Origin of the sequence: Paenibacillus apis, assembly GCF_018333295.1 — a bacterium.
GTDB lineage: Bacteria > Bacillota > Bacilli > Paenibacillales > Paenibacillaceae > Fontibacillus > Fontibacillus antibioticophila.
Genome location: NZ_BORS01000012.1, coordinates 46,319 through 66,791, shown reverse-complemented (window position 1 = coordinate 66,791; position 20,473 = coordinate 46,319). Strand labels below are relative to the sequence as shown.

Here is a 20,473-nt window from a genome sequence, read left to right as displayed (position 1 = left end):
CTTTATTATGTTCGGAAATAGAGAGCTAATCAATCTATTTTCGCTTCCTACTTATTCTTTCTCCCCATATTGAACACCCTCATCGAAATAAGGAACGCCTTTCTGCTGCTGAATGAGACTGCTTATCCCCTTTTGGTAATAAGGCATCAGCAAATCGGCTCTTGGAAGTTCAATCCATTCCACCTCGGCTACTTCCTCGGGCACATTGGTCCCTAACTGCCCGCCGATGATCTTGGCGTGAAATGTGATAAGCAAATAATGCTTGCTGCTCTCAGGTGTCCGAAGCTCATTAATAGCCGCAACATCCAGCACCTTGATATCAAGTCCCGCCTCTTCCTTCACTTCGCGGATTAAGGCCTCCTGCAGCGTCTCCCCCTGCTCCACCGTTCCGCCGGGAAGTGTCCAAGTATTTCGGCTTCCTGTGTTGTGTACCATCAGAATCCGGCTGCCATCATCGCTTGGCAAGAGCGCATAGACAATATCAATCCGATTCATATCGATGTCCTCCTCTACCGTGTCGGCTCACTTCCGACCAAACCGCTCCTATGCAAAAAAAGTCGGCCACCCTTTATCGGATGACCGGCCTCTGACAAGCGCTTGAAATTATCCGAATACTCCGATAATACCCGCTAACAGTACAATAATCGCAAAAATCATACGGTAATATACAAATACCTTCATTGGCTTCTTCTGGAGATAGGAAATAAATTTGTTGATGACAGCCAAAGCGACGATAAATGATACCAGAAAACCAACGCCAAGCGAGACAAGCTCCATCGAAGTCATGCTGCCAAACCCGCCGATTTTGATGATCTTAAGCGCACTCATCCCGACCATGACCGGAATAGCAAGGAAGAAGGAAAATTCTGCTGCTGCTACTGTCGTTAATCCGGCAACCCAACCGCCAATGATTGTGGAAGCGGATCGGGACATGCCCGGAATAATGGCCAGGCATTGAAAAGCGCCGATGATCAGAGCCTGCTTCACGGTCACATTGAGCTCGTCACCGCCGCCGCCGGGCTTATTGTTGCGGAATTTATTCTCCGCATACAACATCCACAAACCGCCGAAGAAGAGTGAAAATGCCACAACAACCGGGGTGAAGAGATGCTTGTCAGACCAGTCATTCAGCAGAACGCCGAATACGCCGCCCGGAATGCAGGCAATCGCCAGCATCAGCCAAAACCGAAAGCCGGAGCGCTGGAAGCCTACCTTTTGAGGGAAGAAATTTACCAGCGTATCTTTGATCTTTTTCCAATAGAGTACAATCACGGCCAGTATGGCCCCTAATTGAATGACATAAGTATACATTTCAACATATGATGGCGTCGTTCCGCTAAAGCTCAGCAGGTTGGTGAAAATGACCAGATGTCCTGTTGAAGACACGGGCAGGAATTCCGTAATCCCTTCGACAATTCCCAGAATAATCGATTTTAATATTGTGAAGATATCTTCCATAGTGTCTAACTCTCCTTTGACCAACTCTTATCCATAGAGTGCGAAATAAACATACCTCATTACTTTAACAGCATCGCTTGCTCAAAATCAACTATCTGGACAATTCCCTACTTTTATCCTATGAAATCAAACCATTCATCCATGACTTAGAATTGACATCAATATCACTATATCGTAATATTACGATATATAAATATAAAACGGGAGGACAACCGAATGGACAATAACATCAAGCGTTATGAAGAAGCTTCCGAGTTACTCAAGGCGCTCGCGCATCCGGTACGGCTATGTATCGTGAAGGGCCTTCTGGAGAAAAAGGAGTGCAATGTGTCCTATATGCAGGAATGCCTTGGCCTGCCGCAATCGACGGTATCCCAGCATTTGCAGAAGCTGCGCAGCCTGGGCATTGTGGAGACGGAACGCAACGGACTAGAGGTGCTGTACCATGTATCGGATACGCGGATCACGCAGCTGGTTGAGTTACTTTTTAAGGAGGAATAGCACATGGGTAAAAAGATACTTATTGTCGGCGGGGTTGCCGGAGGAGCTTCGGCTGCCGCCCGATTGCGCCGGCTGGATGAAGAAGCAGAGATTATTATGTTCGAACGGGGCTCATTCATTTCATTCGCCAATTGCGGGCTCCCCTATTATATCGGAGGTACGATTCAGGACCGCTCCATGCTCCTGGTTCAGACACCCGAAGCGATGCACCAGCGCTTTCGGATCGATGTGCGCATCGACAGCGAGGTTATTGCCGTTCATCCGGAGCAAAAATCGGTCACAGTCAGAAGCAAGAGCCGCGGTGAATACGAAGAGTCCTTTGATTCGCTCATTCTGTCGCCCGGGGCGAGTCCCCTTCGGCCTGCCCTGCCCGGGATCGAGAGCCCGCAGATCATGACGCTCCGCAACATTCCGGATACGGACCGGATCAAGCATCATATCGAGGAAAAGGGCATCCGGTCTGCTGCCGTCATTGGCGGAGGGTTCATCGGGGTGGAGATGGCCGAAAATCTGCGTGAAATCGGGCTGGAGGTTACGCTTATTGAAGGCGGGCCGCAAATTCTTGCCCCTTTCGACGCCGACATCGCCGGCGCCCTGTCCAAGGAGCTGGAGGCTCAGGGCGTCAAGCTTCTACTCTCTCACAGTGTGCAGGGCTTTCGGGAGCTTGGCGATAGGACGGAAGTGATGCTGTCCGGCGAGTTGGCTCTGTCTGCGGAGTTGATCATCCTCGCAATCGGCGTGGCTCCGGATACCAGGTTCCTGCAGGGCAGCGGCATTGAGCTTGGTCCCAAGGGACATGTCTTGGTTAACGACAAGCTGCAGACTAACCGGCCGGATATTTTTGCAGTGGGTGATGCTGTCCAGATTACCGACTTTGTCAGCGGTACACAGACTGCAGTTCCGCTTGCGGGCCCGGCCAACAAGCAAGGCAGAATCGCCGCAGACAATGTATGCGGCCTGGGTACGACGTATAAAGGGACGCAAGGGACCTCTATCATCAAAGTGTTCGGTCTGACAGGGGCAGCCACGGGTCTTAATGAGAAGACGTTGCAGCGGCTGGGCATGCCTTACCAGGTGACCTATGTCCATCCGAGTTCACATGCCGCCTATTATCCGGGAGCTATACCTTTGACCATCAAGCTGCTGTTCAATAACGAAGGGACTGTTCTCGGAGCACAAGCCGTCGGCTATGACGGCGTGGACAAACGAATAGACGTAATCGCAACCGTCATCCGTCTCAAAGGGAGCGTGACCGACCTAACCGAGCTGGAGCTGGCCTATGCCCCTCCCTATTCCTCGGCGAAGGATCCGGTTAATATGGCCGGGTACACCGCTGAGAATATTCTGACAGACAAAACTTCGGTGTTCGTGCCTGCCGAATTGGAAACTCGCGATCCTGCCTCAACGCTGCTTCTCGACGTAAGGTCACCGCTTGAGCATGCGAACGGCCATATTCCCGGCTCCCTTAACATATCTGTCGACGACCTCCGGGGAAGATTATCTGAACTGGATTCCGGGAAAGAAATATGGGTGTATTGCCAGGTTGGCCTTCGCGGCTATACCGCCTCCAGCATCCTTCGGCAGCACGGCTTCCGCGTCCGCAATCTGACCGGCGGATACAAAACCTATCTTATGAGCCGGTACGCCCCAGAACCGTATTATCCATCCTCTGACGCTGAGTTGGAGACAGCAGCAGCGGCGGTTGAGCCGGCTTCCGCCTCCACCTCGGACCGCAAAGAGCGCCTGGCTGCGGATACGATTACTGCCGACGCTGAGCTGGATGCCTGCGGATTATGCTGTCCCGGCCCGCTAATTCAAGTCAAGCAAGCGTTGGACCAGCTAAACCCGGGTCAAGTGCTGCACGTAACCGCTACCGATCCGGGATTCTACGAGGATATCGCCTCCTGGGCCAAAATGTCGCAGCATCACGCGCTTCAGATCAACAAATTGCCCGCAGGGAAGATTGAAGCCTATGTGAGAAAGGGCGACCCTGCTGACCAGGGATCCGTTGGTAAACAGACCTCTTCATCCACGGGCGCGGAGGGGACGTCCATGGTTGTATTCAGCGGTGATTTGGACAAAGCGATCGCCTCCTTCATCATTGCGAACGGCGCTGCGGCCAGCGGCAAAAAAGTCACGATGTTCTTCACCTTCTGGGGATTGAACATAATCCGCAAACCGGAGAAGGTACAGGTCCACAAAAATCTGATCGAAAAAATGTTCGGTAAGATGATGCCGCGCGGCAGCCGCAGGTTAAGCCTCTCAAAAATGAACATGATGGGGATGGGGGCCAAGATGATTCGGGGCGTTATGAAAAGCGGCAATATTGCCTCCTTGGAGGAACTGATGCAATCCGCGCTTGACCAGGGCGTTGAACTCGTAGCCTGTCAAATGTCAATGGATGTTATGGGTATCCAGCAGGAAGAGCTGATTGAAGGCATCAAAATCGGCGGCGTAGGCTACTATCTCGGTAAAGCCGACCAATCGGGCATTAATCTGTTCATCTAATTATTCCGTGGCAAGTTGAACTGAGGATTGACACTGATTTACAACCTATAAAATGTTCTTATATACAAATATGCGGCAAGCTCAGCACAATACAGAGCTTGCCGCTTTATTCATTTAACCGTCTTGTTATCCGCTTCCGCCAATTATTCCGTTGATTCAACAGGTTCAAATATCTCTCCGTTAAACCTGTATACTTTCAGCGTTGTTTGCGGCGGTGCGGTACGGGTTACGTCATCATCCGCCAATTTGAATACCGTCTCCCAATGGTACAACCAACCCTCAATGACTTGATAGCTGCCAGCCAACAGGGAATGACTCCCTGCGAGCATCGCATTTCTTCCCTTTAACCAGCCGTTCCAGACTTCCTTGAACTCTCCGTTATCCAGATACCATAAGTGAGCCTCATATACATCCACTCCGGTCCCTCCGGTACGATCGACCGTTTCGAAGATCATCTTCAATTCCACGTCTTTCGCCATGCCGGGATGAAGCTGCTCTACCTTCCAATCTTTCTCTGCGATCAACTTGTATTCTCCATCCGCACCAGAATCAAAAACAAAAAATTGGCCCAGGTGGACTCCGCCGTCAATACCCGCGATGATTTCCAGTTCGCTGTCCGTATCCAGTTGGACCTCGACATAAGACAATCCTTCCAAATAGTATTCATCTCTTTGGCCCTGCTCAACAATCCACTTTGCTATTTGGTCCCTTAACGGTAATTCTGCTTGCGCCGAGGCAGGCGGCTCTTCGTTAACAACCTGCCTCTCTGTAGGGGAATGGGCTTCGGTCGAATTGGCGGTGAAGTGATTGGATACTAAAACCCCCAGCAGCAACAGCATGAGACCAGCAATGAATGTAATCGTCTTCTTTTTCATTGTTCAGGGCACCTCGTATCGGATTTGAGCTCGTATACCCTCATTGTAACAGAACTTGTTTTCCAAGAAATGAAAAGTTTTGTTAAAAATACAACGGAGCTTGACGATAACGGTCTCGACCGAGGTTTATTCTACCGATTTGACAGTGATATGGAGTGAAAGGAAGAGGGTGAAAGCCCCTCTTCCTTCCGGTTTTTGATGATCGGTCTTAAACCAGCTTCTGGCCGCAGTTCGGGCAAAAATTAGCGCCTTCATTCTTTGCGCCGCAGTTCGGACAGAAGTTCGGCTTTTGGCCGCTCCCCTGAGCCGGAGAGCCCGGATTCGCGGACGAATTGCCAGAAGAAGACTGATTCTGATTCTGGTTCATGTTCTTCATCATCTCGCCTGCGAGATTCATTCCCATCATCATTCCAGCCATGTCACCGGCAACACCGCCGCCCTTTACTTTCCCTGAAGCAATGCCGTCCGTCATGCTGACCTGCTGGTATTTTTGCAGATTGCCGATCATTTCATGCGATGCCGTCTTGGTGATCATGTCCTGGATTTCCTTCGGATAGTTGAAGCTCATCACCTGGAAGCCGGTAATCGAGATCCCGTTATTAAGCACCTCCATATCCAGATCCTCGCGAATTCCCTTGGCAATATCGGAGGCATTTGCCTGAAGATTGAACATATCCTTGCCTTCCCGGCTGATCCACTTCATCAGCAACTGATCAAGCACCGAAGTGATTCGGATTTTGACATCCTCAACCAGATAGCTGTTGCGAATACCGGCAATTTTATCGATCAGCGTTACATAATCGGTGACCTGGAAGGTAAAAGTGCCGTTAGCCCGAATCGGCATCCCGCCCGGAAGCTGCGGCGTTGGAATCAGCACCGGATTTTGCGTTCCCCATTTCACCGTAAATTCCTTCGTATTCACGAAGAGAACTTCCACTCTCATGCCGCTGTTAAAGCCGAATTTGAAGCCCTTCAGCGTCGACAGGAACGGGATAATATCCGAATCGATATTGTACTCGCCGTCGTCCTTGAAAATCCCTTCGATCTTGCCATTATTCACGAAGATTGCATCCTGACCGGGGCGAATGATCAGCTTACTGCCCTTCTTTATTTCACGATTGCTCCATTTCCAAAAAATCATATCCTCTCGGAACTCTTCCCATTCCACTACATTGGCAAACTGATTCTTAAAAAATCCCATGCTCATCCATCCTCTCTAAAATGATCCTCTGCTGCCGCTGTGACTGTGTCCTCCGCCTGTTCTGCCTCCGCCGCCTCCGCCGCCGCTGTTCGTGTTGCGTTCAATTTTGCGTTTGGAGACCGTAGTACGGATATATTGATCCTTTCTGGAGACCACGCCAGAATTTCTGGAGTCTTCATAAGTAAACCGGTTCACCGTTACGCGTCCTCCCGCATTCGCCGCCATGATGCCTACGGCAATACCGCCCACTGCCAGCGATACAATCAACTGGAACCAGCCGTTGGAAATAATAGATTCCTCATCATCGTCCGAGGCAGGTGTATAGTCTGTCCGCGGGACGCCTGGGCTGGAGATTCCCGAGCTACCGCTGCCCGGATCGTATTCTGGCGCCGGCTCGATGCCCATGAACTCATTCGCTTTATCTAAAAACATCGTAAATGCCTGCTCATAGTCCCCTGCTGACAAAGAAGTAGTAATCAAATCGCGGATTTGATCGGCCCGTTCATTGTTCACATATTCCATCCCTTTATAGAACCCGGACACATACAGTTCACGGTTGTTCATGTCCAACGTCAGCATCACCGCACTGACATTGGGCACATCGGAGTTCCGTTCATATTCATCGTAGAAATCACCCATCAATACCTGGACATCCGTTCCAGCTGGGTTATTGGAAGTATACACAATAAAGTCCGTGTCCCATCTTTGGCTGTATTCATTAGCACGCTGATTTAATGTTTCGGCCTGGCTGCTGCTTAACAGCCCTGCTTCATCATAGATTAACTGCTTTGTCTCATCCACGCTCGTTGCGTTAATCGTCTGAAGCGGGAAGAGCAGCAGGATACCGATCCAGATGGAGAGCAACCGCATCGCCCATTTGTTATTCATCACAGGAACCCACCTCCCATGCTCAAGGAGATCAGCTTCAGGATCAACAGCGTGCCTGCTGAGATGCCGGTGAACCAGGAGAATATCTTAAGCTTGCTAAGCGGCGGTTTGCCGACCACCTTACCGGTCTGCCCGTTCATCGCAAACATATGCTCCTGCCGATTGTAATCATAAGTCAGAATCCATACTGGGAGCAGCACATATCTCGCGCTTGCATGCGTCGTAGCAATGCGCTGATTCGAGTAATTCATAGTCGTGTATCCCGAGACAGAATCCTTGATGGCTGACCGGATATAACCGATAACCTTGTCCTTCGCCCGGGGAAGCAGCTGTGTGTCATTCTGACTGTATTTCTCAGCCATATACCCTGATAAGTAAGGCGTCTTGAATTCCTTGAGATGCTCGTAATAAAAGGGTTCGAGTTTATCCATCAGCGTATCGTCCATTTTATCCGCAGCATCCACCGGAACCTTGACATAATTGAGCTTCAGTCTGCGATAGACATCATAGTATTCGGTCTCGGTAATATGATAATCGCCGCGTGTATAGGATCTTACCTTGGTTCCCTCTCCGTAAACCTCAGCATCATGGTGAAGATCGTACAGCCAGAACGGGACATAAATCCCTGTAATCTCCTTAATCCGGTCCGCGGTCATAAAGCCGCTTGGGGTCAGCAATCCTCGCTTGCACCATTTACGAAAGGCCTGGATGGCTTCTTGTTCCGTTACCGTAAATGGGATGACCATGGATGGTGCAAGCTGTCCGCTCAATCGGTCGCCCAGCACGACCGGAGAGCCGCAGAAGCTGCATACAGTTGCTGAAGTGTCTTTGTTCGTAATCAATACCGCGCCGCAGCTCGTACATTGATATTCAATAGCTTCATCCTTCTCAAATACCTGCTGCGCTATCGGATCAAGCTTCTCCTCAATATTGTCTTGACGGCCGCAGCTCTCGCAGGTCAGCATCCCGCTGTCACCGTCAAACAACATATTGCCCCCGCAGTTGGGACATTTATACTCAATTACCGGCATTACACACTCACCCCGCTATGTTCAGCATCAAGCTGCCTAATTGTTCTGTTTGTCTTTCAGAGCTGCCAGTTCCTCCTGCGGACTGCGTGTCTCAGCATTGCTTAAGCCCATGCTCTCCTCCCAAGCTCTGAACTCCTCATCAAAATCCTTCGGACCCGCCTTTAATTCAGCCAGGGCCAACGCTTCATTCAAGGCCTGATCGGCCTTCGCCTCCAGCTCGTCAAAGGAGGTCCTGCCCTTCTGCTGCTCCCGGTTTAACTTCTCCGCTTCAGACAGCTTTTCCTTCAACTCCTGATTTTTAGCTTCCAGCTTCGTAAGATCAGAAGCAAGCTTCAGTTCCATTTGCTTCAGCTTTAATGTATGCTCTGCTGCCTGTCTGTAAGCAGCTTCAAGCTGCGCCAGCTTGCCGCTTTGCAGCTTCTTTTTTTCCAGAAATCCGAGGGCACGCTGCTCCTCGCCGGCTTCCACGGATTTTTCGGCATAGCGCTGAAGCTTGCTGATCTCGGCTTGGCATTCCTCCAGGGCACGTCTGGAGCGCTGCTCCTCAGCTTCTACAGCTGCAGTCTCAGCCTTAAGTGCACCCAGATCCATCTGGAGAGTCCGCAGATACTCCTTCACCGCTTGCTCCGGCTGCTTGGACGACTCCAATAAAGAGCGAATATTCACGCTCATAATCTCCGCAAATCTTGATATAATTCCGATCGTAATCTCCCCCTGTTCCACTCCGGATTTTTCACCTATGTAAATAATACTCCATTTTGCAGGTCTGGGTTTCATAAACATTCTGGCAGGTGTCAAAAAAAGAGGGCAAGACCACAGTATCGGTCCTGCCCTATCCATATCCTTAGGAGTAAAACGTAAAGACGGTCATTCAAAGTGAACGAATATTAACGGGAAATGACGTGAATTGGATGACCCTCAACCAATTCAGCAGCTTCCATCACGATTTCGCCAAGTGTAGGATGCGCATGAATCGTAAGGGAGATATCTTCGAGCGTCGCCCCCATCTCGATAGCAAGCCCAAGCTCGGCAATCAGGTTGGATGCTTCGATACCAACGATTTGCGCGCCGAGAACAACCTCGTTCTCTTCATTCGCTACGATCTTGATGAAGCCTTCAGGCTGATTCAAGGACGTTGCACGGCCATTGCCTGCAAATGGGAACTTGCCCGATTTTACCTTGAAGCCTTGCTCTTTTGCTTCCTTCTCGGTAAGACCCACGCTGGAGCATTCAGGATCTGTGAATACAACCGCTGGGATTGCTTTGTAATCCACTACGGATGGCAGGCCGGAAATCACCTCGGCAGCTACCTTGCCTTCGTAAGAAGCTTTATGCGCAAGCGCAAGTCCAGGAACGATGTCGCCGATTGCGAAAATCTTCGGATTGCTTGTGCGGCCTTGATGGTCAACCTTGACCAGACCACGGTCGGTCAATTCCACACCAGCAAGCTCCAGACCCAGATCTCCATCCGTGTTTGGACGGCGTCCAACAGTTACAAGCAGGTAGTCTGCAGTAACTTCCTTGTTCTCACCGTTCACAGAATATTTCACAGTAACACTCTTATCGGTTTGTTCTGCACTTTCCGCTTTTGCATTTGTTACGATTTCAACGCCAGTCTTCTCCATACTCTTCGCAACCAGGCGAGTCATATCCTTGTCAAAGCCAGGGAGAACCGTGTCCATGCCTTCGATGATCGTCACCTTGGTTCCGAACTTGGAGAACATTTGACCAAGCTCTGCGCCGATGTAGCCGCCGCCGATTACAACGAGGCTGCCTGGAACTTCTTGAAGCTCAAGCGCTTCAGTCGAGGACAGGATGCGTCCGCCGAACGGGAATGGCTTCAATTCAATTGGACGGGAGCCAGTAGCCAGGATGCAATGCTTGAAACGGTAACGCGGGGATTCATGATCGTTGAATGCGCGCGCTTCGCTCTCATTGATGAACATCACTTCGCCGCTGAATACTTCAATCTTGTTGCCTTTAAGCAGACCCGTTACGCCTTGAGTCATTTTCTTAACGACACCGCTCTTGAATTCCTGGGTCTTCTTGAAGTCAACCTTTACGTTTTCAGCCGTAATCCCGAAGGCTTCGCCATGAAGTGCAGCTTCATATTGGTGGGCAGCTGCGATCAGAGCCTTCGATGGGATACATCCGCGGTTCAAGCACACGCCGCCAAGTTCCGATTTATCGACGATGACGACCTTTTGGCCCAGCTGGGCGGCACGAATGGCCGCCACATATCCGCCGGGACCGGCGCCTACGACTAGAGTATCAATATCTAAAGAAGCGTCTCCTACTACCATGTTGTTATACCTCCATTACGAGCAGCTCTGGGTTGCCGAGCAGCTGTTTGATATAGTTCATGAAGTTTTGTGCCGTTGCACCGTCGATGAGGCGATGGTCAAAGCTGAGCGACAACGCCATGACAGGAGCCACTACAACCTCGCCGTTTCTCACAACAGGCTTCTCACTAATACGGCCCGTACCAAGGATAGCTACCTCAGGGTAGTTAATGATTGGTGTGAAGAACATACCGCCGGCAGATCCGATATTCGAGATCGAAATCGTGCTGCCCTTCATTTCATTAGCAGACAGCTTGCCATCGCGGCCGCGTGCAGCCAGATCACTGATGGCTTCGGCGATCATCCAGATGCTCTTGCGGTCTGCCGATTTGATTACCGGAACGATCAGGCCGTTGTCGGTATCCGTAGCAATCCCGATATCATAGTGCTTCTTGTAGACAATTTCGTTGTTCACTTCATCAATCGAAGCGTTAAGCGCAGGGAATTTACGGGATGCAGCTACCAGCGCCTTAACGATAAATGGCAGGTAAGTGACCTTGATGCCCTTCTTCTCGGCAACCGGCTTCATCCGTGTACGGAAGGCTACCAGCTCGGTTACGTCCACTTCGTCCATGATCGTAACGTGAGGAGCTGTATAGGCCGATTTAACCATCGCATTGGAAATCGCCTTGCGGATGCCCTTGAACGGTACGCGTTCTTCTTCCAGATCAGCGCTGCTCGAAGCTGCAGAAGCCGCTGCAGGTGCGCTAACCGATTCTTCGGATGCTTGGGAAGCTGCAGCTGCCGGAGCAGCAGAAGCACCGCCACTCTTGAATGCATCTACGTCCTCGCGAGTCACCTTGCCAGCTTTACCGCTGCCGGTTACTTGCGCAATATCAATCCCTTGCTCACGAGCATATTTGCGTACGCTTGGTGTTGCCAGCACTTCATGATTAGGAGCCGCCGGTGCAGCACCCGCTGCCGCGCCTTCTTTAGCGTCAGCAGGACTGGAAGCCGCAGGCGAAGAAGTCGTATCCGCTCCGCCCTTCGCCGAATCGGCTTCTTGGGCTTGTGCTTCTTCATGTGCCGGCTCTTGCTCAGGGATGTCGCCTTCCGCATCAATTACAGCCACAACTTGGCCTACGCGGAAAATCGCGCCATCCGTACCGAATACTTCAAGCACTGTACCATTGACTGGGCAAGGCACCTCAACGACAGCCTTGTCGTTTTGAACCTCCATTACGATATCTTCGTCAGTTACTTTGTCGCCGGCTTTGATGTGCATTTTAATAATTTCGCCTTCATGCAATCCTTCGCCGAGCTCAGGGAAGCGATATTCAAATTTAGCCACCTGGAAGACCTCCTGTTTCAATTTAGGATAGTTATAGTACGTGTTCGAAAAGTCAGATTTTCAGCACCGAGAAGGTTGTGAGAACCCGAAGAAGGAGGAACGGAGTGTAGGCAAAACCTACATGAGCAAAATGCTTCTAAAGGAAGCATACCTCGTAAGCATCCGCTCGGACTTCTAGGGTGAGCGCAAAATTCGATGTCGAATTAACCTCATGAATTACTTCGTGATCAAAAGATGACTTTTTGAACAACCTCTTATGATTTTGTCAATTAAAATTCAAGAACCTTGTTGACCCCTTCAATAATCCGGGCCGGGGTTGGAAGCCACTGATCTTCAATTTGTGCGAACGGATATACAGTATCCGGAGGCGTGATACGAAGCACTGGAGCTTCCAGATGCAGAATAGCTCTTTCATTGATCTGAGCGATAATCTCAGCCGCCATACCTGCGGATTTTTGAGCCTCCTGAACCACGATCGCACGATTTGTTTTCTTCACGGAAGCAACGATCGTATCGATATCAAGCGGCACCAGGGTACGAAGATCGATGACTTCAGCCTTGATTCCCTTTGTTTTCTCCAGCTCTTCAGCGGCCTTCACCGCTGTGTGAACCATCATGCCGTAAGCAATAATCGTAACATCGGAGCCTTCGCGCACAATGTTAGCTTTACCAAGCTCAACCGTATATTCTCCTTCCGGCACTTCCGCACGGAAAGCATGGTACAGATTCAAGTGCTCCATGAAGAACACGGGATCGTTATCGCGAATGGCAGAGATCATCAGACCCTTGGCATCATAAGGATTCGACGGAATAACCAGTTTGATCCCCGGAGTTTGGGCAATCAAGCCTTCGAGAGCATCCGTATGAAGTTCAGCCGCTTTAACACCGCCGCCGTATGGCGTACGGAATACAATTGGAGAATGATAGCGTCCGCCGGAACGGTAACGCATGCGCGCTGCCTGAACCAGAATTTGATCGAGCGCTTCGAAAATAAAGCCGACAAATTGAATTTCCGCTACAGGGCGGAAGCCTTGAATCCCGAGGCCGACAGCCATACCGCCAATTGCGGATTCAGCCAGCGGCGTATCAAATACACGCTCTTCTCCGAACTCCTTTTGCAAACCTTCTGTAACGCGGAATACCCCGCCGACATTACCTACGTCTTCTCCGAACAGCAAGACATTCGGATCCCGGTTCAACTCTACGCGCATCGCATCGCGAATTGCTTCTTTCATATTCATTTGTGCCATTGCTTCATATCCTCCTCAATAGAACTTCTTTCAGGCTTATTTAAAATCCGCTTTTTGCTCTTCCAGATGCTTAGGCGTTTGCTCGAACATGCTGTCAATCAAACCAGGAATCGTCATCTTCTCGGTTTGTTCCGCTTTCTTGATCTGTTCGTTCACTTTTGCCTTTGCTTCTTCCTTCACGCGGGCCGTTTCTTCATCGTTCCAAAGTCCTTTTTTCTCCAGGTACTTGGCAAGACGGACAATCGGATCCTTCTCGCTCCATTGTCCTTCCTCTTCCTTCGTCCGGTACTTACTTGTGTCATCGGACAAGGAATGCGGACGGAAACGGTAAGTCACAGCTTCGATCAACGTTGCTCCTTCACCGTTGCGCGCACGCTCAGCAGCTTCCTGAACCGCACTGATCACGGCAAATACGTCCATGCCGTCGATCTTGATACCGCGAATCCCTGCCGCTACCGCTTTATGAGCAATCGACAAAGCCGCTGTTTGCTTCGAGAACGGAGTTGTAATGGCGTAACCGTTATTTTGCACGAAGAAAATAACCGGCAGCTTATATACGCCTGCATAGTTCAATGCTTCGTAGAAATCTCCTTCAGACGATCCGCCGTCACCGGTATAAGTAATGGCAACTTGCTTCTGCTTCTTCAATTTATAGCCCATGGCAATACCCATGGCATGAAGAACCTGTGCGCCGATAATAATCTGAGGCATAAGTACGTTAACACCCTCGGGAATTTCTCCGCCGTGTTGATGGCCGCGGGAATACAGGAAAGCCTGGTACAATGGAAGACCATGCCATACGAGCTGAGGCATATCGCGGTAACCCGGGCAGACAAAGTCATTCTTGTCCAGTGCAAACTCACTGCCGACCATCGTCGCTTCTTGTCCGGATACCGGAGCATAAAATCCGAGACGACCTTGGCGTCCGAGGTTAATGGCGCGTTCGTCCCAAGTACGTGTAAATACCATACGGTACATTAATTCTTTCAACTGATCGTCCGACAAATTCGGGACCATATCTTTGTTAACAATTTCTCCATCCGGCGAAAGCACGGTTAAAGCTTCGACTTCCTCCGTATATACTTCATAAGGAATCTTGCTCATTTTCTTCACCTCGACAAAATATTTGATTATCATGTTCCTCTGTTATAGAATTATTATACAACTGTTTCATCCGATTAGTCAAAGGGATTGCGATAAAATGACTAAACTTTTTATCTTTGTACGTATAACAGTCGATAAATAATTGTATAACAGAAATCCTGCATTTGGCTTGTATGCGTTTTCTGTACTACTGGATATCTTAGCTTAAAGAGACTCCAAAAGCAAAATCTAAGAAAGCAGGGAGTGTGCCTAACTATGACAGATTCGCGTTATTTAAAGCGGACGATTATTAAGGAAGAGCTCGAAAGCCGGTATCTCGGAGAGAAGCGAAAGCTTCGAATCTACCTGCCGCCTGGCTATAACGAAATCTTAAGTTACCGCGTTGTATATTGTCAGGACGGTGAAGAGTTTTTTAACTTTGGGCGAATCGCGACCCATGCCAATCAGCTGATATTAGATGAAGGCATTGATCCATTCATCATTGTCGGCATTGAAGTCGATACTTCGATCCGAACTGAAGAGTATGCTCCCTTCGGGAATCGCTTTGAAGCCTACATGAACTGTATAACTGATGAGATTATTCCCTTCATTGAAAACAAATATCCCGTGCGGCGGGAGAAGCAAGAGCGTATTCTGGCCGGAGACTCGCTTGGCGGCTCCTTCTCTCTTCACCTGGCAATGAAACACAGCGATCTGTTTTGCAACATTATCAGCTTATCCGGCGCATATTACGAAGCATCGTTGAACATCATCGAATCCCACTCGGATCTCTCTTCCCTATCCGTCTTTATGGTTGTAGGTCTTCAAGAGCAGGCCTACACGACAGACACGGGAACCTATAACTTTGTCGAATTAAATCGGAGGGCCAAAGCTTTGCTGGAGGAGCGCGGAGCTAAAGTCTCCTATGCGGAGAAGGACGGGAAGCACCTTTGGGGCTTCTGGCAACAGGAATTACCGGATGCGCTTGTTCATTTTTTAGGCTAACTGCAAATAAAAAAAGTTGAGCGAGAAAACGCAAGGTTTCTCTGTTCAACTTTTTTTAATGTGTTTCAGTACTTATTTCGCTGCAGAAGGCTTCCATGTCAGCAATTTTGGCACTTTCAGCTTCGGGATAGCCCTTTCTTTATCTATAAAAGGCTGCTGTGCTCTGAATTCACGTTTTTGTTCGCGGATTTCAGGGAACGGCGCGGCAGCTTCCATTTAAAATGAACAGATAGCATGCGGGCAAAAACGATCAGAACGAACAGGAATAACAAGCCTACTGTATTACTGAAGATGCCCAGTCCAACACTAAGACCGCCAAGCATTGCCCATACCGCATAAATCTCATCTCTGAGCACAAGCGGCTTCCGTCCGGCAAGACAATCCCGAATCATGCCTCCGCCAATCCCCGTAAGCACGGCAGCAACGACAACCGCAATTAATGGATGGTTCATGTTTGTAGCATATAGAGCCCCTTGGATTGCAAAGGCGGATAAACCAATTGCATCAAACAACGCTTCCGTCTTCTTCCAATGGGGAATCCATTTGATCGGAAGCAAAAAAGCGGCAAGGATCGATAACACCGCCCACAGAATCAATTCCCCTTGTGACCATAAGGTTGTAACAGGAACTCCAATTAATACATTGCGGATGACCCCGCCTCCAAAAGCCGTTACTAATCCCAGGACAAGCACACCTAGGATATCATAGTCCTCCTCCATTGCCACGAACGCGCCTGACATAGCAAAGGCAGCTGTGCCAATGATGCTGAAAATATCAAATAAATGCATTTTCTGTTCTCTGCTCCCTCTCACATGCAATGTTTCTCCGTCCATTGTATTCCGGGCAGCTTAAATTGTGCAAGCTTAAAAGTTGAATTATACTATATAAGTTGAACTATATACGTAGAAAGGGTATAAGTGTGAAGTGTGCTGTAGAAGCGCAAGCGTTCGCCTTTGTGAGTGGATTTCCACCTTATGATGGCTTAGTTCAATCAGAGAAATCCGCGAGCAACAGCGATCGTAAGCACACTTCACACGTTGCCCTCAAACGTAAAATTCAATAGTTCAACTTATATAATATTTAATATTGATAAGATGAACTACCGGATTGAGACCAAGAAAGGAAGATTTCAGACATGGAAGAGAAACGGGTATATATTTTTGCCGGCGGCCAAATTGACCCCTCCTGTCTTGAGCAAATCGCATTCACTGAAACTGATATGATCATCGGAGCTGATCGCGGCGCTTTATTTCTAATCCAACACGGCCTGTCTCCTGATATTGCAGTCGGTGATTTTGATTCCGTCAGCCCTGAAGAACTGGATTTGATCACCGCAAACAGCAAGCAATTCATTTCTTGTGATGCCATAGACAAAGATTTAACAGATACGGAGTTGGCTTTTGATCTGGCAATCGACAATAAAGCCACCGAAGTGACGATGCTCGGCGTATTGGGAACCCGGTTTGACCACTCTCTGGCCAATGTACACATTATGATGCGCGGGCTGCAGCATCAAATCACAAGCTCCATCTGGGATGCGAATAATTATATTACCCTGACCGGAACGAGCTGCGAGCTGGAAGAACGAGGCTATACATATGTATCTTTGCTTCCTCTGACCACAGAGGTAACAGGAATAACACTGGAAGGCTTCATGTATCCCCTGGAGAACGCAACGATTAAGATGGGACAATCCCTTGGTGTCAGCAATCGCCTGACCCATGGCCGAGGAGTAATCCGGATAGACAGCGGCTTGCTGTTAATTATTCAGAGCAAGGACTGAAACAGAAGAAAACGTCTTTAAAAATGACAGAATCGTAATATCTGCAAGTCTATCTTTATACGAATTAAAAGCACGGAAATCCCTTGATGTATCAAGGAATTTCCGTGCTTTTTCTTTTCCTCCCCCACTTAAATTCTTACTTTTTTGTAACTTTAATCTGTTTTTAATAATCAGAGGCAATCCCTTGCCCTGCAAGCAATACAGCAATTATGGATGATTTTGGGTAAATAAAAAGCTGTTATACTCGGTTTACAAGCTAGTCGACAAAATACAAGAAATTTGGAGGTATACTAACATGAACAGACACACACTATTCCAAAAAGTACTGACAATTGGAATCGCATCGACTATCGGATTCGGCACATTGCTTGCTGGCGGAGCCGAAGCGGCACCGGTACAACAAGCGGAAAGCACTGCAGTATCTAAAGGCACACAGGTTGTTAATTACGGAAAAAAATTCATGGGTACCCCATATAAATTCGGAGCCTCTACGTCTACAACCAGAGTATTTGACTGCTCTTCCTTTATGAAGCATATTTTCAAGAAATACGGCGTGACATTGCCTAGAACTTCTGCTCAACAATCCAAAGTCGGCGTTGCCGTATCCAAATCTAATCTGAAGGCAGGAGATTTAGTATTCTTCTCAAGCGGCAGCCGCTCCACCGGAAAAAATGTTACCCATGTCGCCGTATATATGGGGAATGGCAAAATTCTTCACACGTATGGCAAACCAGGCGTAACTGTATCCAACTTGAATTCTTCTTTCTGGAAAAAGGCTTATGTTAAAGCTCGCAGAGTACTCTAGTAATTGATCTCATAGCATGACCTCGACCGCACAAGGGCTGCTGCCTGGCAAAACTGCCAGAAGGCAGTCCTTTTGTCATCGAAGCACATATCCCGTTCCCCTTACGGTATGAATCAGCTTATGGCGATGACCTTTATCAATCTTTTTTCGTAAATGCCTGATGTATACATCCACCACATTCGTGCCCGTTGAGAAATCATAGCCCCATACCTCCTGGAGAATAAGTTCTCTCGGGCAAACCTGTTCAGCCCGCTTCACCAGAAAACGCAGCAATTCAAATTCCTTGACAGTTAATCTAATCAACTCTTCGCCCCGAAACACCCGCTTGGCCTTGAGCTCCATCCTCAAGTCAGCATATGCAAGCTCTAAAGGATTGCCGTCCGCAATGCGTCTGAACAACTCAATCCAGTGACGTACACGAATGGCTAGCTCCTCGGTTGGGATACTTCCCTGCAATACCTCATGCGCTCCAGCAGAATAGGCTTGGGCTAATTGCCCGCTGGTCCAGTCCTCTACAATAAAAATCCAGGGCAAGGATAACCGGATATCCCAGGCTCTCAGCCGATTCCAGGCAATATCTTTCAGCGATGACGCGAAGATAAGGCATGCTTCCGGGGCGATTCGATCCATGTGCGCCTTCGCTTCATCTATATCCGGATACAGCCAAGGCTCAAAGCCAAGCTGCTCCAGCTCCTCCTTGCGCTCGGAAGCGTCAAAATGATTTGCCTCAACGATTAATATACTGTCCTTCATTTCATCTCTGCCTCCAGCCTTGTTAGATCCGGGTAATTCCAATTACAGTTAAGATGGGCAAAATAAAAGCAAACCATTCCTTACCGAAATGGTCTGCTCCAAGAATACTGTATGCCGCTACCCCCCCACTAGAGCACTTCAGCGCAACAGCAGGCGAACACGGGAGCCTTCAGCGGCAATTCCACTCATAGTATCCAGCCTCTGCGGCATCTCGTTTATGGGCATACACTTCCTCCGCTGCAAAAGGCAGATTGCAAATTCCCGATGAGACATAAGGAAGTCCTGATACGGAATCCTTATCGGCCAGAAATCCCTTGGCTCTCACCACTCTCCCTCCCCCCAGGGCATAGTTGTTGAACCGGCTTACTCCTGCAGGAATCCCTTGGAGAAATACCAGCATACCGGGTTCATCCAGCGTATTGCTCCAATCTTCCTGTGAAATTGTCGGCATCGTGAACAAGTAAGTCCATCCAAGCCGCCGCACGGCCGTATTGTGGCTTTCTATAGCTCGGGAAAGGTCCTGTTCAATGGAGCGCACAATCGTCGATCTTCGCAGCTGGTCGAATTTCTCTGGATCTGAGAGCAAATTCGGAAACAAGGTATCCGGAAGCTCCCCGCGCTTGCCTTGAATTTGCTCACCTGTCAGATGGTCAATGACAGTAACCTGATCATCCAGTGTAAATGCGGCACTATAGCCTTGCTTGTCCTCATAGATAAACGGTTTTTTGGGCATCCATTGATGGGAGGACTGGATAACATGGCTCCCGTCCATTTTATCCGCAAGTTCATACATATAGTATCCGTCATAATCAATAACAACCACTGCCGGAATGTACAGCATGAATGCATTCATCGCCGCCTTATCGTCTGCAATGTCAAAATTGTAGCCTAGAGAGCTCTGCAGCACGGATAGCGCCTCTTCTTTGTTTACCCTTGATTGCTTGTCCGAAGCATAGCCGTACTCGTCAGCCTGTAAATAGTTGCGAGTCAGAACAACACCCGCATCCTGCACTGCTGTCCTAAGCGCTGTTGTATACTGGATTTCCAGCACTCGAGTCTGCCGGAGCTGTCCGGTGTCCCATCCCGCCATCACACAGAGCGGCAAGAGAATGATCACGAAGATCAATGACCAATCAGTAATCTTCATTTAGGATCATCCCTCCGTATGTAAGTTTTCCGCTGCTCCCTTCTTTCCCGGTCAGCCCAACCAAGTACCCGGATAAAATCTCATAGGTCGATCGTGAGCGGGGAATAAGTGTCACCACCCAGAAGTCTCCCAGTTCCATCATATACAGATTTCGGTCCAGACTCGCATTCCCGCCGGAGTCGTCAGGATATAACACCTCCATCACATCTTCAGTAAAGTAAGCATCATAGACCACCTTAAATTCATGTTGAAAGGTCGCTGCATCTGCCGGGTCACCGTATTCCGGATGGTATTTCTTGTGTCTATGCTCCAGCTCAATATCGAACACGACACCGCTGCGCGCAAGCTCCCCGCTGAAGTCCTCGACCATCTCTGGCGATACATACCCTTTATTTCTTACCGCATCGGTAAATTGCACCAGACTGTTATAAGCAGCAAGCATGCGCAAATCCTCTTCGCGCTGAGCTGTCTGCATGAACGGGAAAAACAGGATCAGCACAATGGCCAGCAATGCGGCAGTAATTGTTGATAGCGCATTCCCCACCTTTCTCC

Annotated in this window: 20 protein-coding genes; 5 read left to right on the top strand and 15 right to left on the bottom strand. The window is 49.1% G+C overall.

Annotation, left to right across the window (positions count from 1 at the left end; translation table 11 throughout):
- Window positions 1-51: 51 nt before the first annotated feature.
- Window positions 52-495: an NUDIX hydrolase gene (locus KI362_RS17250; RefSeq protein ID WP_301628941.1), complete on the bottom strand. Its 444-nt coding sequence runs from the start codon at window positions 493-495 to the stop codon at window positions 52-54.
- A gap of 108 nt (window positions 496-603) precedes the next feature.
- Window positions 604-1,458 (bottom strand): undecaprenyl-diphosphate phosphatase, encoded by an 855-nt coding sequence (locus KI362_RS17245; RefSeq protein WP_044478742.1) that lies wholly within the window; start codon window positions 1,456-1,458, stop codon window positions 604-606.
- Between the two features lie 216 nt (window positions 1,459-1,674).
- Here KI362_RS17245 and KI362_RS17240 point away from each other — a divergent pair, with 216 nt between their 5' ends.
- Both KI362_RS17240 and KI362_RS17235 read left to right on the top strand, forming a co-directional pair.
- On the top strand, window positions 1,675-1,959 hold the full coding sequence (locus KI362_RS17240; RefSeq protein WP_044478743.1) for an ArsR/SmtB family transcription factor: 285 nt from the start codon (window positions 1,675-1,677) through the stop codon (window positions 1,957-1,959).
- A gap of 3 nt (window positions 1,960-1,962) precedes the next feature.
- Entirely contained in the window at window positions 1,963-4,467 is a 2,505-nt protein-coding gene (locus tag KI362_RS17235) for a DsrE/DsrF/DrsH-like family protein (protein WP_301628937.1), read from the top strand.
- Window positions 4,468-4,610: 143 nt separating this feature from the next.
- Here the strand turns inward: KI362_RS17235 and KI362_RS17230 are convergent, their stop codons facing one another.
- The 9 genes from KI362_RS17230 to pdhA form a co-directional block, all read right to left on the bottom strand.
- On the bottom strand, window positions 4,611-5,342 hold the full coding sequence (locus KI362_RS17230) for a hypothetical protein (protein WP_301628935.1): 732 nt from the start codon (window positions 5,340-5,342) through the stop codon (window positions 4,611-4,613).
- A gap of 208 nt (window positions 5,343-5,550) precedes the next feature.
- A complete protein-coding gene (locus KI362_RS17225; RefSeq protein WP_301628933.1) occupies window positions 5,551-6,543 on the bottom strand; it encodes an SPFH domain-containing protein in 993 nt (330 codons plus the stop codon).
- A gap of 15 nt (window positions 6,544-6,558) precedes the next feature.
- Window positions 6,559-7,431: a TPM domain-containing protein gene (locus tag KI362_RS17220; RefSeq protein ID WP_301628932.1), complete on the bottom strand. Its 873-nt coding sequence runs from the start codon at window positions 7,429-7,431 to the stop codon at window positions 6,559-6,561.
- Window positions 7,431-8,462, bottom strand: a complete 1,032-nt coding sequence (locus tag KI362_RS17215) for a TFIIB-type zinc ribbon-containing protein (protein ID WP_301628931.1) — start codon at window positions 8,460-8,462, stop codon at window positions 7,431-7,433. The genes KI362_RS17220 and KI362_RS17215 overlap by 1 nt, the downstream gene beginning before the upstream one ends.
- A 36-nt stretch (window positions 8,463-8,498) precedes the next feature.
- Window positions 8,499-9,185 carry a PspA/IM30 family protein gene (locus KI362_RS17210; RefSeq protein ID WP_301628930.1) on the bottom strand — a complete coding sequence of 229 codons (687 nt, stop codon included), beginning with the start codon at window positions 9,183-9,185 and terminating at the stop codon, window positions 8,499-8,501.
- A 164-nt stretch (window positions 9,186-9,349) separates the two neighbouring features.
- Window positions 9,350-10,765, bottom strand: coding sequence for a dihydrolipoyl dehydrogenase (gene lpdA, locus KI362_RS17205; protein ID WP_044478748.1), 1,416 nt, complete (start codon window positions 10,763-10,765; stop codon window positions 9,350-9,352).
- Between the two features lie 4 nt (window positions 10,766-10,769).
- Window positions 10,770-12,095, bottom strand: a complete 1,326-nt coding sequence (locus KI362_RS17200; RefSeq protein ID WP_044478750.1) for a dihydrolipoamide acetyltransferase family protein — start codon at window positions 12,093-12,095, stop codon at window positions 10,770-10,772.
- Window positions 12,096-12,364: 269 nt separating this feature from the next.
- Complete coding sequence (locus KI362_RS17195; RefSeq protein WP_044478751.1) at window positions 12,365-13,345, bottom strand: alpha-ketoacid dehydrogenase subunit beta; 981 nt, start codon at window positions 13,343-13,345, stop codon at window positions 12,365-12,367.
- 36 nt (window positions 13,346-13,381) lie between these two features.
- Window positions 13,382-14,449: a pyruvate dehydrogenase (acetyl-transferring) E1 component subunit alpha gene (gene pdhA, locus KI362_RS17190; protein WP_301629159.1), complete on the bottom strand. Its 1,068-nt coding sequence runs from the start codon at window positions 14,447-14,449 to the stop codon at window positions 13,382-13,384.
- A gap of 255 nt (window positions 14,450-14,704) precedes the next feature.
- On the opposite strand from pdhA, the gene KI362_RS17185 reads away from it, so the two are divergent.
- Window positions 14,705-15,433, top strand: a complete 729-nt coding sequence (locus KI362_RS17185) for an alpha/beta hydrolase (protein ID WP_301628927.1) — start codon at window positions 14,705-14,707, stop codon at window positions 15,431-15,433.
- 143 nt (window positions 15,434-15,576) lie between these two features.
- On the opposite strand, the gene KI362_RS17180 is transcribed toward KI362_RS17185, so the two are convergent.
- Window positions 15,577-16,221: a trimeric intracellular cation channel family protein gene (locus tag KI362_RS17180; RefSeq protein ID WP_301629157.1), complete on the bottom strand. Its 645-nt coding sequence runs from the start codon at window positions 16,219-16,221 to the stop codon at window positions 15,577-15,579.
- Between the two features lie 347 nt (window positions 16,222-16,568).
- Here KI362_RS17180 and KI362_RS17175 point away from each other — a divergent pair, with 347 nt between their 5' ends.
- Window positions 16,569-17,216, top strand: coding sequence for a thiamine diphosphokinase (locus KI362_RS17175; RefSeq protein WP_301628925.1), 648 nt, complete (start codon window positions 16,569-16,571; stop codon window positions 17,214-17,216).
- Between the two features lie 295 nt (window positions 17,217-17,511).
- A complete protein-coding gene (locus KI362_RS17170; RefSeq protein WP_301628923.1) occupies window positions 17,512-18,021 on the top strand; it encodes a C40 family peptidase in 510 nt (169 codons plus the stop codon).
- Between the two features lie 75 nt (window positions 18,022-18,096).
- Here KI362_RS17170 and KI362_RS17165 read toward each other — a convergent pair whose 3' ends face one another.
- The 3 genes from KI362_RS17165 to KI362_RS17155 form a co-directional block, all read right to left on the bottom strand.
- Entirely contained in the window at window positions 18,097-18,774 is a 678-nt protein-coding gene (locus KI362_RS17165) for a winged helix-turn-helix transcriptional regulator (RefSeq protein ID WP_301628921.1), read from the bottom strand.
- A gap of 169 nt (window positions 18,775-18,943) precedes the next feature.
- Window positions 18,944-19,921, bottom strand: a complete 978-nt coding sequence (locus KI362_RS17160) for a hypothetical protein (protein ID WP_301628919.1) — start codon at window positions 19,919-19,921, stop codon at window positions 18,944-18,946.
- On the bottom strand, window positions 19,908-20,465 hold the full coding sequence (locus KI362_RS17155) for a hypothetical protein (protein WP_301628917.1): 558 nt from the start codon (window positions 20,463-20,465) through the stop codon (window positions 19,908-19,910). Before KI362_RS17155 ends, KI362_RS17160 begins: the two co-directional genes overlap by 14 nt.
- Between the last annotated feature and the right edge of the window lie 8 nt (window positions 20,466-20,473).

What these genes read in the sequence shown, in the direction of transcription:
- KI362_RS17250 (WP_301628941.1), bottom strand. Translation starts at nt 495, where the DNA reads ATGAATCGGATTGATATTGTCTATGCGCTCTTGCCAAGCGATGATGGC.
- KI362_RS17245 (WP_044478742.1), bottom strand. Translation starts at nt 1,458, where the DNA reads ATGGAAGATATCTTCACAATATTAAAATCGATTATTCTGGGAATTGTC.
- KI362_RS17240 (WP_044478743.1), top strand. Translation starts at nt 1,675, where the DNA reads ATGGACAATAACATCAAGCGTTATGAAGAAGCTTCCGAGTTACTCAAG.
- KI362_RS17235 (WP_301628937.1), top strand. Translation starts at nt 1,963, where the DNA reads ATGGGTAAAAAGATACTTATTGTCGGCGGGGTTGCCGGAGGAGCTTCG.
- KI362_RS17230 (WP_301628935.1), bottom strand. Translation starts at nt 5,342, where the DNA reads ATGAAAAAGAAGACGATTACATTCATTGCTGGTCTCATGCTGTTGCTG.
- KI362_RS17225 (WP_301628933.1), bottom strand. Translation starts at nt 6,543, where the DNA reads ATGGGATTTTTTAAGAATCAGTTTGCCAATGTAGTGGAATGGGAAGAG.
- KI362_RS17220 (WP_301628932.1), bottom strand. Translation starts at nt 7,431, where the DNA reads ATGAATAACAAATGGGCGATGCGGTTGCTCTCCATCTGGATCGGTATC.
- KI362_RS17215 (WP_301628931.1), bottom strand. Translation starts at nt 8,462, where the DNA reads ATGCCGGTAATTGAGTATAAATGTCCCAACTGCGGGGGCAATATGTTG.
- lpdA (WP_044478748.1), bottom strand. Translation starts at nt 10,765, where the DNA reads ATGGTAGTAGGAGACGCTTCTTTAGATATTGATACTCTAGTCGTAGGC.
- KI362_RS17195 (WP_044478751.1), bottom strand. Translation starts at nt 13,345, where the DNA reads ATGGCACAAATGAATATGAAAGAAGCAATTCGCGATGCGATGCGCGTA.
- pdhA (WP_301629159.1), bottom strand. Translation starts at nt 14,449, where the DNA reads ATGAGCAAGATTCCTTATGAAGTATATACGGAGGAAGTCGAAGCTTTA.
- KI362_RS17185 (WP_301628927.1), top strand. Translation starts at nt 14,705, where the DNA reads ATGACAGATTCGCGTTATTTAAAGCGGACGATTATTAAGGAAGAGCTC.
- KI362_RS17180 (WP_301629157.1), bottom strand. Translation starts at nt 16,221, where the DNA reads ATGCATTTATTTGATATTTTCAGCATCATTGGCACAGCTGCCTTTGCT.
- KI362_RS17175 (WP_301628925.1), top strand. Translation starts at nt 16,569, where the DNA reads ATGGAAGAGAAACGGGTATATATTTTTGCCGGCGGCCAAATTGACCCC.
- KI362_RS17170 (WP_301628923.1), top strand. Translation starts at nt 17,512, where the DNA reads ATGAACAGACACACACTATTCCAAAAAGTACTGACAATTGGAATCGCA.
- KI362_RS17165 (WP_301628921.1), bottom strand. Translation starts at nt 18,774, where the DNA reads ATGAAGGACAGTATATTAATCGTTGAGGCAAATCATTTTGACGCTTCC.
- KI362_RS17160 (WP_301628919.1), bottom strand. Translation starts at nt 19,921, where the DNA reads ATGAAGATTACTGATTGGTCATTGATCTTCGTGATCATTCTCTTGCCG.